The following is a 16127-nucleotide window of genomic DNA, read 5'->3' on the forward strand; positions in this document are numbered from 1 at the left end:
CTCTAATAGCTCATAAAAAAGCCTAGGGTATTCCCTGTCACAGGTTATTCGCGTCTCTGTCCTTTTGCCTGAGAGTTTAAGCAGATGTTCTCTGCGGTGCACCTTCGGCGCCCAATTAAGGGTCTCTCCAGAGTTCTGTCCGTTTACGGTCCCCGCTTGTGGCTGTAACCAGCCTAAGCACCTGAGAGTTTTGCCCCTTCGGTCGGAACCTTCGTTCCATCTCCCGCAAACATCAACCAGACATATGAAATTTTTATTCATTATACAGAAAACTTTCAGCTTATTACAAGTGAAAAGTTTGTGAAGCCCTCTGAAATATTATTATTGAGTCTATCAAAAAAGCGGGTACAGCAGATCGCATCCTTAGGATGTCCTCTGCTATACCCGCCCGAGATGATATGGAATTACAATTCTTCACCATTGGTTGCTATCACATTTTTATACCAATTAAAAGAGTCTTTTTTGGAGCGTTTGAGCGTTCCGTTACCGTCATCATCCAGATCAACGTAAATAAATCCGTAGCGCTTGGACATTTCGGAAGTAGACATGCTCACAAGGTCGATAGGGCCCCAGCTGGTGTAACCAATCAGATCAACACCGTCGGCAATCGCTTCCTTCATTTGGGCAATATGCTGACGCAAGTAATCAATGCGATATGTGTCATGCACAGAGCCATCTTCCTCCACCTTATCATATGCACCCAAGCCATTTTCCACGATGAACAGAGGCTTTTGATAGCGATCATAAAACGTATTCAGTGTAACACGCAGGCCGATCGGATCGATCTGCCATCCCCAGTCGGAGGACTGCAGATACGGATTTTTCACGCCGCCAATCAGGTTTCCTGCTGCTTTCTCGCCTTCTGGACCTGCCGATACGGTCAAGGTCATGTAGTAGCTAAATGAGATAAAATCAACTGTATTATTTTTCAAAATTTCGTCATCGCCGGGTTCTGTCTGGATCACAATATTATTTTCTTCAAAATAACGATTCATATAGTTGGAATATTCCCCACGGGCATGCACATCCGTAAAGAATAGGTTCATCTGATTTTCATGCTGGGCTTTCAGTATATCCGCTGGGTTACACGTATGTGGATAGCTTTCTATACGTGCCAACATACAGCCGATCTGAGCACCCGGGATGATCTCATGTCCCCGTTTGGTTGCCAGTGCACTAGCTACAAATTGATGATGCAATGCTTGATATATCGCTTGCTGTTTGTTTTCTACACGGTCAATAACCACACCGCCACCGGTGAACGGACTCATGGTCATTACATTGATTTCATTAAAGGTCAGCCAGTATTTTACTTTATCCTTATAGCGTGTAAACACCGTTTCGGCATAATTGACGTAATGCTGTATGACTTCACGACCCAGCCAGCCATTATACTTCTGAGTCAGACCTAGCGGTGTTTCATAATGTGACAATGTTACCAAGGGCTCAATATTATATTTGCGCAGCTCATCAAATACATTGTCGTAGAATTGCAATCCTGCTTCATTCGGCTCGTGATCATAGCCATTCGGGAAAATCCGCGACCAGTGGATGGACATACGAAATACTTTAAAGCCCATTTCAGCGAACAATGCAATATCTTCTTTGTAGTGGTGGTAAAAGTCCACACCTTCACGTTTTGGGAAACGGGCATTGACTTTGCCTGCCAAAATGTCTTCGAGTCGCTCGGACGAAATCTCTATAGCGTGATCGTTCTTACGTTCCGCTTTGGGTACATAAGCAATCATGTCTGCGCTGGACAAGCCTTTTCCATCTACGTCAAAAGCACCTTCCAATTGGTTGGCTGCAGTTGCCCCGCCCCACAAGAAGTTTTTCGGAAATCCTTTTAGCATCTTCGTCATGGTATAAAGACCTCTTTCCGTATATAAGATTTTCACTTTGGCCTAAGTAATCCCATCAAATGCTGCAAATGTGAATCCATACCTACCATACCTAACGGTAACCGTTCTCCTTTGAAATGCATTGACAGATGCTTTAAAATAGACGTAATGCCCTCATAAGCATCCTAATCGTTGTAACGCGTTTCATGTCAAGTATTTTTTCTTATGTGAGGAGAAGCACCATGTCGAATCTTGATCAAATTGCAAAACTGGCGGGCTTTTCCAAGGCTACGGTATCCAGAGTATTAAATCAGTCCCCCCATGTAAGCCAAGAAACCAGATCTAAAATATTGAAAATCATGCAGGAGTTGGATTACGTTCCTAATCGGAATGCCATTTCTCTATCCAAGGGTCAAACGCTTCAGATTGGCATCATCACTTCAACGATCAATGAAATTGTTCTCGCTTTTCTGGACAGTTTTGTGGAAGTAGCAGGCCAGTATGAATTTCAAACCATTATTTATACTTCGGGAGAAGACAAAAAGAAAGAGCTTCAAGCTTTTGAAGATTTAAAAAGAAAAAGAGTCGACGCGCTGGTCATCATTTCCTGCGTGAATGACACTGATTTTTTGAGTACCTATTGTAAATATGGCCCGATCGTGGCCTGGCAACGAATGGAGCATACCGATATTCGCTCCGTGGCAATGGATCAATATGAAGGTTACATGCTAGCACTAAAGCATTTGATACAAAAAGGCTATACCCGTATAGCCAATGCTTTTGGTCGTCCAAGCAGCATCAATACCCATAGCAGACAACGAGCCTATGAACAGATCATGAGTGAGCACAATCTGCCAGTGTTGCAACACTGGAATCACTCTTCAATTTATAATATCCGTGATGGCGAACAGGTCGTACGGGATTTGTTACAGCATCGGGGGGAATTCCCAGAGGCTATTTTATGTGCTAACGATTATGTAGCTGTGGGCATTCTCTGCGAAGCACGCAGACAACGGCTGAACGTACCGGGAGATCTGGCGATTGTTGGGTTTGATAACACGGAGCTGTCGCATACGTTGGGGATTACAACGATTCAAAATCCTATCATGGCTCAAGCACAAAATGCTTTTTTCATGCTTTCCCCCCAGCTGATTGGACGCCAAATGGAGCTTCATTCGCTAGAGTACAGCCTCATTGAACGTACGACCACATAAGGTAACGCTTTACTTGCAAATTAGGCAAAAGGGTCTTGATATAAAATGTTTTTTGTCGAAACAGAATAAAAAATGTTGAAATCGCTTTTTTTTGTGCTACAATAGCACTATATCGAAGGATTGTGACCGGTGATGCGGGCAATGCCTGAGTTCAATTGAGTACTATTGCTAACAATAGTATTGAATTGTGCTTAGGCATTTTTTATTGGTAAAGGATGGGAGGGGGAACTTCAATGATTATTGAGAAGGTGCTCAATAACAACGTCCTATTGACTAAAAACGATAAAGGCAAAGAGGTCATCGTGATGGGAAGAGGTATTTCCTTCAAAAAGGTGGCTGGCGATCAAGTCGATGATGATAAAATAGATAAGATTTTCATGTTAAATGAAAACGAGTTCACGGCCAAACTAACCGAGCTGCTGAACGATATTCCTGTATCTCATCTGGAGGTCGTGAATGAAATCGTAACCCATGCAACAGAAGTGTTGGATACGGAGTTAAGCGATAATATTTATTTAACGTTGACCGACCATATTCATTTTGCCATACAACGGCAAGAAAAAGGACTGGCACTCCAAAACGCGATGCTGTATGAAATTAAACGCTTTTACAAAAAAGAATTTGCAGTTGGACTGGATGCTCTCCAAAAAATTGAAAATACGCTCGGAGTAAAATTGGGCGAAGATGAAGCGGGATTTATTGCATTGCATATGGTGAATGCACGGATTGACGGTAACGAAATGAAATCTACACTGAAAATGACCGAGATTGTCCAACATATATTGAACATTATTACGTACCATTACGGGATTGTGCTGGATGAGTCTTCTTTTAGCTATTCGAGATTTTTGACACATTTGCAATATTTTGCGATGCGAGTGATTCGTAAAGAAGTCATTCACAGTGGTGAAGAATTCTTGTACAACCAGGTGAAGCAGACGTATACCGAAGCTTTTGCTTGCGCCCAAAAGATCAATGAGTATCTGGAAAAAACATACGATCAATATTTAAGCAAGGATGAATACGTATATCTAACTATCCATATTCATCGGGTAACTGAGCGTAATAACATATAAGACTAACAACTTCATACCCCTCATCGTTCATGGATTGTGACTGGTAAGGCAGGCAAAACCTAAACTGATGGTGAAATCGACGTTCCCTTATAGGAAGAGTGCGCAGTTTTCACCACGAGTTTAGGTTTTTCTTGTTTACAAGGTTAAAAAGATGCATGCCGGCGCATCTTAGCAACAAATGTAAACGGTAAACCCTATCAGTAGCAAGAATAACCCATAAGGAGTTCTAAATATGAGTGATAAAGAACTATCTAAAAAAATAGTGACTCTCGTTGGCGGCGAAGAGAATGTCAATTCCGTATTCCATTGCGCTACACGCTTGAGATTTAAATTAAAAGATCGCACAAAAGCAGACAAAGCTGCACTGGAAGCAACACCTGGTGTCATTACAGTGGTGGAAAGCAGCGGCCAGTTCCAAGTGGTCATCGGCAACAATGTAGGTCAAGTATTTGAGCATATGATGGCAGAAACGAATTTGCAGGATGCAGACAATCCTAATGCCAAAAAGGAAGAATCTTCCGAAAAAACAAATGTTCTCGGCAAAGCGGTCGATATCATTTCCAGCATTTTCTCACCTCTCTTGGGTGCTCTTGCCGGAGCAGGTTTGCTCAAAGGGATTATGGCCTTAATTGCGTCGCTTCATTGGATTGATACTACAAGCGGTACGTATCTCATTTTGAACGCCGCTTCGGACAGCGTATTTTATTTCTTGCCTATATTCCTGGCTATTACTTCGTCCCGTAAATTTAAGACAAATGCCTTTGTATCGGTCGCAGTTGCTGGAGCACTCGTGTACCCGGATGTTATTGCAGCGGTGGACCATCCGGCAAAACTGGCTTTTCTCGGGATTCCAATCATTCTGATAAAATACAGTTCCAGCGTAATCCCAATTATTCTCGCGGTATGGGTACAGTCCTATGTGGAACGTTGGTTTAATTCCTTTGTTCATCAATCGGTTAAAAACATTATCGTCCCTATGCTATCACTGCTAGTTGTTGTTCCGTTGACGTTTTTGGCCTTTGGTCCAGTCGGTAACCTGATCAGTCAAGGCTTGGCGAACGGTTTTACATGGGTATACAATTTAAGCCCATTGATCGCCGGAGCTGTGGCTGGTGCATTCTGGCAAGTGTTTGTTATTTTCGGTGTACATTGGGGCTTCGTTCCTATTATGCTGTCCAATATTGCTACATTGGGTTATGACACGATGCTTCCGATGCTTACAGCAGCCGTACTTTCTCAAGCCGGTGCAACACTGGGGGTATTCCTGAAATCTAGAAATACTCAAATGAAGGCTTTGGCGGGTTCCTCTACACTGGCGGCTGTATTCGGGATTACAGAACCAACGATTTATGGTGTAACTTTGAAATTGAAAAAGCCTTTTATTTATGCTTGCATATCCGGTGGTATTGGTGGCGCTATTATCGCTTCTGGCGGAGCGACTGCAAAATCCTTCTCCCTACCTAGTTTACTGGCGCTGCCAACTTATTTTGGAACTGGATTCTTGTGGGTAGTCATCGGTTTGCTCGTTGCCTTTGTACTCGCAGTTGTGTTGGTTATGATTTTGGGCTTTGATGATCCAAAAGAAGAAACTGCAAAAACAGAAGCTGCGCCTATAAAGAAAGAAGTGACAATCGAGAAAGAAATTCTCGTAAGCCCACTGCAAGGTAAAGTATTGCCTTTGGAACAATCTTCTGATGTTGCTTTTGCTTCAGGTGCTATGGGGAAAGGAATCCTTATTGATCCTACAGAGGGTGTGCTGACATCTCCTGTCAATGGAACGATTACGACCGTATTCCCAACCGGACATGCCATCGGTATTACTTCCAATGACGGAGCAGAAATTCTGATTCACGTTGGTGTGAATACAGTGAAGCTGAAAGGACAATTCCTTGACAAGCGCGTCAAAGAGGGTGATGTAGTGAAGCAAGGGCAATTGTTGCTCGAATTTGATATCGAACAAATTAAGGCGGCAGGCTATACAACGACTACGCCGATTATCGTAACAAATTCCGCTCAATACCTGGACGTATTGAACACAATGGAAACTGAAGTGAAGCGTGAGGATTACTTGTTGACTGTTGTGGTCTAACATTTAATTATCAGACTAGGGCATTTTGCATAAATCCCAGGAGCGTTTTCAAATCAGCAGTATATAGATCGAAATGCTTTAATTCGTCTATATACTGTACTTACAAGCGTTGGGAATCGAATTATGCAAAATGCTGACTAAAGAAGCTTTCCCTACGGGAAAGCTTCTTTTTTATACATAATGAGACAAGTGTTACAGTGAAAAACGAAAAAATCATTTATTGTAAGTTTGAGATTGTAAAAAAAGGAGGGTTTCTGTGAAAAAAGGATATATCGCCGGGTTAAGTGTCATTGTATTGCTTCTCATTGGTATCGCTATTTCAGCTGTAGTTAAATTTCAAGATCTGGAGCAGGTTGTTCAGCAGAAAGATAAAGAGATCCAAGCAAGCAAAAGCAATTATCCCGAAATATATGACCACTTGAATGCGGTTACACTAGATGGTTTTAAGCGTTTGATTCAGCAGGATCAAAGTGTGTTTGTCTATGTCGGCAGACCGAGTTGTGGCGATTGCAATCGGTTTGAGCCTAACTTTAACAAGATGATCGAACAGTATAATCTAGGCTCTAAAATTACTTTTTTGAACGTTCACAAAATCCATAAGGACAAGCCTCAATGGAATAAATTCAAAGAGGATTACAACGTTAAATACACCCCCACTATTGCAGAATTCAGAAACGGCAAGCTGGTTGATAAAATAGAATGGACGCCCAAAAGAGACCTCAGTACGGACGCTGTAAAAGAGTGGCTGACTTCCAAGAAAATTATTATTTTATAAGTCTCTTTTCTATTCAATTCATTACAAACACAGAGAACTGTTTATGCAAAAAAAAGGTATTCATTCGTATAACGCATGAATACCTTTTTAGGAATGAACAGGCATCTAAGCTCTAATAAAAAATAGTTCCTACTACTCTTCACTGCCTTCTGATAAACCTCGTTCGTATCTATCAGTCCCTATATTGTAGACACTTCATGAGTATGGTCGTCAATCGAATCAGGAAATTCATAACGGATAATATCCGTTTCGGATACGATATGTCCGATTTGTGACTCAATGAATTCTAAATCTCCTTCTACTGCCCCTATAAAATGCTTTGTACCGGGTTCAATGACGATGACCTCACCGGGGCTGACTGTCTGTATCACGCCATTGATAGAGACACTCCCGGTTCCAGAAACTATAGTCCAAACTTCTTTACGAAACTGATGCTCATGATAGCTGATAAATCTCCCGTTTGAAATGACCACGCGTTTGGTCACTGTCTGCAATCCACTTGCTGCCGCTTGATGGGATAACACCGTTTGCTTTCCCCAGAAGCGCTCCTCAAAACGTGGTCCGATTTCAATTTCCGCCACCATATCCTTAATTCCTGTGGATGACTGCCGATCCGTAACCAGCACGCCATCCGGCCCGGCAACGACGATAATGTCCGGGACATTCCAGATACTGACCGGAATCTCCAGTTCATTGATGATATGCGAGTCATGTGAAGCTTCTGAAATATATCCTGGACCACTCAGCTTCGAACTTACTTCTCTCACCAACGAATCCCATGTGCCCAAGTCTCTCCACTCTCCATGATATGGAAGCACAGAGAGCTTATGAGTATGCTCTACTACCGCAATATCGAAGCTAGTTTTAGGCAAGTCTGCATAATTTGTCGAAAGAGATTCATAGTCGGATGGTATACCCATTTGCTTCAGAATATCCAATAAAAAGCCCAGTCTAAAAGCAAACACCCCGCAATTCCATAAGGCCCCTTCACGGATCAACGCTTCTGAACGAATCAGATCCGGCTTTTCTACAAATGAACTAACCCTATAATATGGCTGGTCAAGTGAAGGAGAGGCTGAAGGCACAATATATCCGTATTTATCAGAGGGTTCCGTCGGAGCAGCCCCCATTAATGCGATATGGCTTCCTGATTGCTCTAATATGGAAGGAAGCCTGCGCAGATGCTCAAAAAATTCATCCCCCGCATACCCGTCCACAGGCATGACCCCTACGATCTCGTCGCGTGATGCGCCTGCAACGTCATGCAAGTAGGCCGTAGCCAGGGAAATGGCCGGGAAGGTATCCCGCTGAGTCGGCTCCTCAATCACTACAGCATCTCCGCCAATTTGTCCTCGAATCAGCTCGGCCTGAGTTCCACTCGTCGAAAAATAGGCCTCATCTGCCAAATTCGCCTCATCTAATTGCCTCCATATTCGTTGCAGCATACTTTCGGGCCGTTCGTCGTGACGTAGTATGGAAAGAAACTGCTTGGGACGGTTCACATTGGATAAGGGCCACAGACGTTTACCCGAACCTCCAGATAATAAAATCATTCGCAAAGATGCAACCTTCTTCCTGTAAATTAATATTTTTCTTACATTATAAGACTGTTCATTTTTCGCATTTCTGCCGAATACATAAGTATGTATTATCGTGGCAAATACATGATTATGCAATGCTATTGTATCTTTGTCTGTACAGGAGATGTCAGTCATGCCCATAAAAATACTCATCATTGAAAATCAAAAAGGTTTGGCAGATATGATTGCTCTTCACCTTCAGGAGGAAGGCTATCATACCGAGCTTATTTATGACTCTAAACTTGCAATTCCTACACTCATGCGTTTTAAGCCGGATATTATTGTGACCGCTCTAATGTTTTCCGGTAAAGTCGAATGTGCGCTGATCAGCCAAATCCGTCAATTTACCACAGTCCCTATGCTGGTCATCTCTAATAACACCGTGCTGAATATAAGAATAAAAGCTCTGGATGACGGAGCAGATGACTTCTTATGCAAGCCGTTCAGTCTGATAGAGTTAAATGCCCGCATCAAAGCCCTGCTGCGCCGCTGCGGCCGCAACATGCTCACTGAATCGCAAACGGTAACTCAAAAGAATAAAAAGGTAAGGGTATGGGTGAATGATTACCGTCATTGTCTGTTAGTCGATGACCAAGAAATAGAAGTCACTCAAATCGAATTTTCTATTATAAAAGAAATGTCCTGCAATCCAGGTAAAGTCTTTACCCGCAGTGAGCTGATGGATCGGATCAAAGGCGGAGATGGCGCTTATCTGGATCGCACTATCGACGTACATATTTCCAGCCTCCGCAAAAAAATAGAACGTGACCCTAAAAATCCTCAGCACATCCGTACCGTCTGGGGCAGAGGCTACAAATATGAGATGTAGCCGTATCATGGCTACCCATTTCCCCACTGAGCAGCTTGCTTTTTATGGAAGGTTTCGCTTCTTCCATCGCCGATAAGGAAGAAAACAAGCTGCTCCACCCAGTATCCCTATGAGGAACAGTCCCCATCCGAAACGGTAGGCGGAAGCCAGAATAACGACGACTTTCCCGTTCCCGTTACCATTGGTAATAAATCCGGTAGTTACTCCATTCACAGACAGACGGGCTCGCTGATTTTCGCCACCCAGCCTGAACTCCCATAGTGGATTGGGTGATTCGGTCTCCCGGATCAGCACCTGCTGATGCGTCGGATTATATAGCGTAAAACTGCGTTCCATGGAATTCTCACGAGTAGCCTGAATGCTTTCCGAAGCATGTGGTGCCATAAAAAAGGTATCCATATCCGTTCCCTCAAACAACGTAAATTGATCCACTGTAATCATGGCTTGATAAGGGATAATGGAATATTCCTTCATTTGAAATAAGCCTGACTGCTTCTTGTGCGCATGCGCTAAAATTTGAAACTGCATCATGGCGGTTCCTGCCGGTGCCTTCACAATTTGATCATAATGATTCCATTGTTCCTTATCTCTCTCCTCCACCTCATCAATATAGGAGGTTTGGAGAACCTGGGACGCTTTATTCAAAAATATGACCTTCATGTGCCGACTTCCAACTTGTGCTGATCGCGCATCCAACTGCACGGCATACTCTTGCAGCGGCTCGGCCTTCATTTTCTTGGACGCATATATATTCCAGTCACAGGAATAGCTAGGTGCGTAACGGATAGAGAGTCCTTCGTCCATAAATGACAGGTTCGTCTGGCCAGGTCGTATATCCGCTACACATCCGACATCCGTGTCTAATGACTCCTTCGTGTTCTCCCCAGGCATTACCGTCACTTCCTGCCCGCCCATTCGATGAATATCTCCAAAACGGCTCAATGACGGTACTTGGCTGTCCAGCACAAGGGTTAAGTGATACTTTCCCTTGGTTAGGAACAGATTTTTGAATTCTATTCGGCCATAGTCGTTCAGCAGACCGGGAATTTGTATGATTTTCTTGGCAAAACCATCCTGATCGGGCACCGTTTCAATAACCTGCTTTTCAGATAAAGAGGTAGCGGGTAACCGCTTATACGACTCTTCCGTACGAATCGTTCTGGTCAGCACCTCTCCCGTCTCTTCATTCACCCACTTCATCGTTAATGACCCATGGTATCCTGCAGGTAGATTGGCCAAAATAGCTGTGGCATAGGTTCCCGTTTTGGCGACTTCCACATCCCTGCTTAACGTCCCCTTCTGATAGCTGATCCCTCGCCCCATACTAAGTCTTGGCAAAGCACGCTCCGTCTGCACATTCCCTTGGGCGTTAAAATCGTTCTCTGCCTCCAAGGTGAAAAAGAGCTTGCCCCGCTTCAATGCCTGCTCCACTGGAAAAGATAACCGATCTAGCTGATCCACAGGCACAATCGCAAATTGATTGACCGCATTAAAACCTTGCAGGTTATTAACCGTGACTGGAGTATCTCCTTTTGGAAAAACATGTTCTCCCAGATCGACCCATTGAAATTGGTTTAAACCATCATCCTGGGTCTTGATACTAACCACTTTGTCCGGTAACGTGACTTGTAATTTCCCGCCTGCCTTATTCATAAACACTCTGGCATATACATGCGAGGTTTGAGGTTGATCCAGTTTTTTGTGCATCGTAAACGTGTTAGGCTTACTGTATTGCCCCAAATCACGTAGCTGGATATCATGAATCCACCAGTAATTTTTTTGCTGTGGACGCTGCAGGGTTAACAAATCCATTCGCATCCAATAGCTGCCGGGCGGCGACACGTATTCCCCGTAAAATTTCACACTGTCAAAATTATATCCCTCCGAAGGCGCCACGACATAGCTAACCCCCAGTTCACGCATTTGCTTATCGTAAAATCTCATTTTCACATGCATTTTGTTCGTTCCGCGACCGGAAACAGTAATTTGGAACTGATACGGATTATTTTCCTTGGCTTCCAGCAAACCCGATCGAGCGACCTGCCATATATTACTCGGGTCACCCTTCATAATTTCGCCATGCAGAGTTGGCACATCATTCAATTCCTCACGGGGATTAGCCTGCACACTGAACAACTGCGGGTTATCCGGCTTGAAGAAGGTTTCGGTCCGCAACATGGAATCAAAGTCCACAACCGTCTTCCCTTCGATGCTGCTCATCTGATACGGGGCCACATCCAGCTTCTTACTGGCAAAGGTGACCGCAATCCCTGCATCCATTTCCATATCGAACGGAAAGTTCCGTATATTTTGGGAGGATAAATACCACAACCAATCGTTAGTCGAGGCAAAGGTTTTGGACCATTTTAAAAAGGCATTACCATCCTCAATGGCATCAAAAGGCCGTAAGTAATCCTCTGCTGGAAGCTGTGACAATAGCAAGTCATTAAAGGACGCCGCTTCCACATAATCCCCTTTGTTAATCGTCTGGATGGTTTTTAGCTCAGGCTTTAACGCACTGAACAGCACTCCAAAGCGGCTAAAATCAAAACCAGGCAGATGACTGTAGCTCTCTAGTCGGCTAAAACCGTAAGGTGTTACAATTTTACTGGCAAGGATGTTCATATAGGGCGGTGTCTGGTCGAGATTGAATATGGAAAATAGCCCGTTCTGGTACGTACGTTTCAGCCCGGTCTGACCTTCCAGCTGAGAGAGGTGGAAATCCTGACGCTTCTCCTGTCCCACATATTCATCATGGTAGACCAACTGGTTGACACCAAAGGTAGAGAACAGCCAACCTAATCGGGAGCTTAATCCGTTGTCCATGACATACTGTAGAAAATTCATATAGTATGTAATACCGGGATCATTGCCCTCATGATGAAAGATCGTATTTTTAGGAGAAGAGTATACCTGAAAATCTCCCGTTGCCTTTTCGTTTGCGGTCTTCCCTTTATTCCATTTGGGCGTGGCTACTCCGTTATAGCTCTGAATCATATTGTCAGCAATCGGAAAGTATAATGCCTTGCTATCGAAACGATCCGGATCAGTCAGCTTTTCAGCCATTTGAGCATAAGCCTCTGGCACTTGTACTGGCTTGTAGTACCCCTCAATGAACTGAGTGCGCAAGGGAGCAAAATATACCCCCAGACACAGGACGACGATAACGACCGCCAGCTTTTTATATACACGCTGTAGCGGCGAGGATCCGAACCATTCCATAAATTGAATGACACCAAAGGTCAGCAACACCCCGAAGTTAAGGGCAATCAGTCCAATAAATTTGTTAGGATCACGGAAAACCGAACCAATCACAGGGGTTTTCGTAACCAGAATGACAAACCACTTGGCAATCGATGGGAACGTCGTCCCGGTAGCTGCAACCAGAAACAGCAGCGTAAGTAGCGAGAAGATCAGAATGATCGGATTTTTATGTGAACGTGTCACCATCGCATACCCGATCAATAGCAACAAAAATCCCCCTCCTACATAAAACATGACAGGCAGTGAGGACAAGGAAAACATGGGCCACCAATAGCTCAGTAAATAACCCACATTATTTAAACTGCTGTTGCGGCTGAACAGAGACAACGTATCCACGACATTGATATTATGCTGAGACGCTTGAGCGTCCATCAACATGCTACCGACATATAGAGACAACCAATAAAAACTGAGCAGACCGAAAAACATGCCAAAAATGATCCCTTTACGCAAAAAATTGCCGTATAACGGCTGCAAATAGGTGCGACCAGCCTTACGGTGGGTCCAGGTCAGCTTGATCAATAGCAACATGGTGAACAAGCCCAAATAAATCATGCCGAAGAAAAAATAGTGAATTGCCGCAGCACTAACGGTGAATACCGCAGCCAACAGAAACAGGTCGATCCAGTTCCGCTGATACAGCTTGTGGGAATGATAGTTTTTAATTTGTTGAATTTGAAACTTGGGGTCCACCGCACTGAAAAAGAACCGCAGCATTAACGGAAATAAACTATATCCACAGAGCAAATAAATATGCTGAATGCGGAAAATAACCCACGGATTCAACGCATAAAACAACGAGCCGACCATGATGGCAAAAATACGGGTCTTCGTAAAGCTTGGTGAATAATACACGCTAACCAATCGTTTGGCAAAGGCATACATCGAAAATGCCGAAACAAATAACAAGCCTGTAATAAACGACTTGAGCAAGACCGGTCCGCTTTCCTCAAATAAGAGTGACAGTCCATAGAAGGGCAAGATGTACAGGATACGTGGAGCATTGAACAAGGTCGAGGTAGACCATCGCTCGTTCCATACCCCGGTTATTTCCTCCAGATACCGATGAGAGGTGGCTCCAAAAGCAATGTCGCTAAACACAATTTGCCCTGGTCCATAGATGGGTGCAAGATATGCAACAATCGCAATCAGCATCAACATCATTGCCGCCATATCGTAACGATAGTGAAATACCCATTTTTTCATGCTTGTCCCCCTCTCTTGAACTTCTCGTATATCTGTCGGTTATCTTGGACCTATCTTCTCAAACGAACGATTGCCTGCAAGCCCTGATCGGTATTACGCAGCTTTAAACGGCCGCCTATGGTCTTCAGGTATGCATCCATATGGTACAAGCTGAATGCATGCTCCTGCGAGTTTTGGGAATAGTCTGGCTGGAAATAGCTCCAACGCATTTTATCATCAATCCCGCCGCCTGTGTCCTCAATGATAATAACAATTTCTCCTTCTTCCAGCCGTGAACTAACCTTAAGCACTTGAGATTGTCGCTTGGACCGCAGACCTGTTTGGCCCTGTTCTTGATCCTCAGGCTGTTCTCCGCCTTGGCGTCCCATGGCCTGCACTGCATTTTCCAGCAGTCCCTGAATCGTTTTGTACAGCATGGGTGCTTGTGCTGCAATCGATGGAACAGGCTCTTGCCGCAAGATCACTTGAATGTTCTTCATGTTCAATGAACGGTTCGCCCATTTCAGCGACTCAGACAATATTTCATTCATATCTGTAAAGCTAATTCCACTATTATCATGCATCTTCTCTTCCAGCTCATCGCGCAAGCTACGAACTCCCGTCAGTAACTCTCCCAGTGAGGATTCCTGTCTGAGACGACCCTGGATAAAATTTTCATTCAACTCGCGAAAATACTCCAGTTCCTCATGAGAGGCTCCTTTTCCCTGACTGGATGCCGCTTCAAATCGGTTTGCTAGATCATGATAGAATCCCAGCAGCTTCAAATCATCACCGCCTGTGAGACGGCCAGTCTGCTCTTGCAGCTCTTGTAGCTGCTGCTCAATCGTCTGCATTAACGGCAAATAATACGTGTCCTGCTGCTGTCGCATATCTTCATCTCGCCGTTGATCACGCACCTGGTTGTTCACGATGGCATCCTTCACAATCCTTTTGCGGAACTGTACGAGCATGGCCCACAGAATGAACAATATTAGAACCATGACCATCCACAACTGTTTGCCGAAGGAGCTGATTCGCTGTGCTGTATCCTCGCTGACATCCTTAACCGATATGTAAAGGGCTTCTTCCCCAATGCGGCTAAATCCTATCCCGTATTTTTCACCGTCATCTTCAATGACACCTGTATTGCCCTCCAGCAGCCTACGGGTGACGCCCGTGATGTCCGTTCGGTTAATATCCGGATTACTTCGGGAAGCTACAACTTTAAATTGACCGTTATAAAATAAAGTCTCATACTGGTTAACCGGTTTACTTTTAATAATTCCGCTGAGCATATCAGCGTCAACCTTGCGCACCATAAAACCGCCCATCTGCGCTCCTTGAATCCTGCATGCGATATACTGGGCAGGCTGATGATCCTCTGTCACAAAAGAGCTTACTGCACAACCATTTTGCAGCCACTTAATCTGCTGGACCGCACTTTTCATCTCACGATTATCTCGTCCGACTATCACATGATACTGTTCATCCAGCACATAAAAGGCCCCGCTTTCACGCTTAAACCCCTCAGGATACTGGCGTGTTCCCTGATTCAGCATATCTCTGCCCAGACTGGACGACAGCTCCTTCAATTCAGCCTGCCATGCGGCATAACGCTCGGTTATGCTGCTAGAAAGTTCCTGTACCTCATACTGGAGCTGTTCATTCTGAATCTCCGCCAAGTGAACACTGAATTGTCGCACGACAAACCATTGAAGCACAGCGGCCAAAAACACGGTCACACCCAGTACGATCAGGTACAGGATCAGTTTTTGCCAACCTGGTTTCAACAAAGCCCATTGTTTCATGCTTCCCTGTCCCCTCCATTTTGTTCACGACGGCTCAAAATAGCCTGCATCAGGCATTCCAGCTCGTAGCTGACCAGCGGTAGCCGTGCGCACAGCAAACGGGGAGTGCGGCGCTGGAGGGCAGCAAACCTCGCAGCGGTTTCCGTTGCCCCGTCCGTCAGTAGGATCAACTCGCATGTTTTTGCGATATATAAGCGATCCAACTCTTCCTCGCCGTATTCCCGCAGATCAACAACGTAAATATCATGACGATCGTCCATATGCTGAAGTGCGCTGGAGACAACCAGGGTCACCCCTGTATGCCGTGCAGCATGATACTGATGAAGGAGACGCATACCTTTTTCCCAGAGGGCATGCTCAGCCGAATCAAATCGTTCACAAAAAAGACGCAACGCCCGTTCTGTATTGACATCTTTCAAAAATGCCAAAACGCTGATATTATACATGTAGTTCCTCATTTCTTACT

Annotated in this window: 10 protein-coding genes and 2 riboswitches; of the genes, 5 read left to right on the forward strand and 5 right to left on the reverse strand. The window is 44.5% G+C overall.

Going from position 1 to position 16127, the window contains the following annotated elements; all coding sequences use genetic code 11:
- Positions 1-46: 46 nt before the first annotated feature.
- Positions 47-141: riboswitch (glycine riboswitch) on the reverse strand.
- An 8-nt stretch (positions 142-149) separates the two neighbouring features.
- Positions 150-236: riboswitch (glycine riboswitch) on the reverse strand.
- Positions 237-404: 168 nt separating this feature from the next.
- Complete coding sequence (locus tag MKY75_RS19110) at positions 405-1862, reverse strand: glycoside hydrolase family 1 protein (RefSeq protein WP_165148771.1); 1458 nt, start codon at positions 1860-1862, stop codon at positions 405-407.
- 221 nt (positions 1863-2083) lie between these two features.
- On the opposite strand from MKY75_RS19110, the gene MKY75_RS19115 reads away from it, so the two are divergent.
- From MKY75_RS19115 to MKY75_RS19130, 4 genes are all read left to right on the forward strand, one after another.
- Complete coding sequence (locus tag MKY75_RS19115; protein WP_165148768.1) at positions 2084-3055, forward strand: LacI family DNA-binding transcriptional regulator; 972 nt, start codon at positions 2084-2086, stop codon at positions 3053-3055.
- A gap of 233 nt (positions 3056-3288) precedes the next feature.
- Positions 3289-4131, forward strand: a complete 843-nt coding sequence (gene licT / locus MKY75_RS19120; RefSeq protein WP_023990001.1) for a BglG family transcription antiterminator LicT — start codon at positions 3289-3291, stop codon at positions 4129-4131.
- Positions 4132-4363: 232 nt separating this feature from the next.
- On the forward strand, positions 4364-6220 hold the full coding sequence (locus MKY75_RS19125) for a beta-glucoside-specific PTS transporter subunit IIABC (protein WP_165148765.1): 1857 nt from the start codon (positions 4364-4366) through the stop codon (positions 6218-6220).
- Between the two features lie 256 nt (positions 6221-6476).
- Positions 6477-6995: a thioredoxin family protein gene (locus MKY75_RS19130; RefSeq protein ID WP_029518385.1), complete on the forward strand. Its 519-nt coding sequence runs from the start codon at positions 6477-6479 to the stop codon at positions 6993-6995.
- Between the two features lie 179 nt (positions 6996-7174).
- Here the strand turns inward: MKY75_RS19130 and MKY75_RS19135 are convergent, their stop codons facing one another.
- Entirely contained in the window at positions 7175-8548 is a 1374-nt protein-coding gene (locus MKY75_RS19135; RefSeq protein WP_165148878.1) for a sugar phosphate nucleotidyltransferase, read from the reverse strand.
- Positions 8549-8708: 160 nt separating this feature from the next.
- Here MKY75_RS19135 and MKY75_RS19140 point away from each other — a divergent pair, with 160 nt between their 5' ends.
- Positions 8709-9404, forward strand: a complete 696-nt coding sequence (locus MKY75_RS19140; RefSeq protein WP_069011053.1) for a response regulator transcription factor — start codon at positions 8709-8711, stop codon at positions 9402-9404.
- Positions 9405-9446: 42 nt separating this feature from the next.
- Here the strand turns inward: MKY75_RS19140 and MKY75_RS19145 are convergent, their stop codons facing one another.
- From MKY75_RS19145 to MKY75_RS19155, 3 genes are read right to left on the reverse strand one after another with little or no spacing between them, the layout of a single operon-like run.
- On the reverse strand, positions 9447-13874 hold the full coding sequence (locus tag MKY75_RS19145; RefSeq protein ID WP_340886253.1) for a hypothetical protein: 4428 nt from the start codon (positions 13872-13874) through the stop codon (positions 9447-9449).
- A 50-nt stretch (positions 13875-13924) separates the two neighbouring features.
- Positions 13925-15661 (reverse strand): ATP-binding protein, encoded by a 1737-nt coding sequence (locus MKY75_RS19150; protein WP_340886255.1) that lies wholly within the window; start codon positions 15659-15661, stop codon positions 13925-13927.
- Positions 15658-16107 carry a hypothetical protein gene (locus MKY75_RS19155; RefSeq protein ID WP_029518378.1) on the reverse strand — a complete coding sequence of 150 codons (450 nt, stop codon included), beginning with the start codon at positions 16105-16107 and terminating at the stop codon, positions 15658-15660. The genes MKY75_RS19150 and MKY75_RS19155 overlap by 4 nt, the downstream gene beginning before the upstream one ends.
- Positions 16108-16127: the final 20 nt, after the last annotated feature.

Origin of the sequence: Paenibacillus sp. FSL L8-0663, from assembly GCF_038008125.1 — a bacterium.
Lineage (GTDB): Bacteria > Bacillota > Bacilli > Paenibacillales > Paenibacillaceae > Paenibacillus > Paenibacillus polymyxa_D.

Bases quoted from the DNA above. Each gene is read 5' to 3' on its own strand.
- MKY75_RS19110 (WP_165148771.1), bottom strand. From the start codon at position 1,862: ATGACGAAGATGCTAAAAGGATTTCCGAAAAACTTCTTGTGGGGCGGG.
- MKY75_RS19115 (WP_165148768.1), top strand. From the start codon at position 2,084: ATGTCGAATCTTGATCAAATTGCAAAACTGGCGGGCTTTTCCAAGGCT.
- licT (WP_023990001.1), top strand. From the start codon at position 3,289: ATGATTATTGAGAAGGTGCTCAATAACAACGTCCTATTGACTAAAAAC.
- MKY75_RS19125 (WP_165148765.1), top strand. From the start codon at position 4,364: ATGAGTGATAAAGAACTATCTAAAAAAATAGTGACTCTCGTTGGCGGC.
- MKY75_RS19135 (WP_165148878.1), bottom strand. From the start codon at position 8,548: ATGATTTTATTATCTGGAGGTTCGGGTAAACGTCTGTGGCCCTTATCC.
- MKY75_RS19140 (WP_069011053.1), top strand. From the start codon at position 8,709: ATGCCCATAAAAATACTCATCATTGAAAATCAAAAAGGTTTGGCAGAT.
- MKY75_RS19145 (WP_340886253.1), bottom strand. From the start codon at position 13,874: ATGAAAAAATGGGTATTTCACTATCGTTACGATATGGCGGCAATGATG.
- MKY75_RS19150 (WP_340886255.1), bottom strand. From the start codon at position 15,661: ATGAAACAATGGGCTTTGTTGAAACCAGGTTGGCAAAAACTGATCCTG.
- MKY75_RS19155 (WP_029518378.1), bottom strand. From the start codon at position 16,107: ATGTATAATATCAGCGTTTTGGCATTTTTGAAAGATGTCAATACAGAA.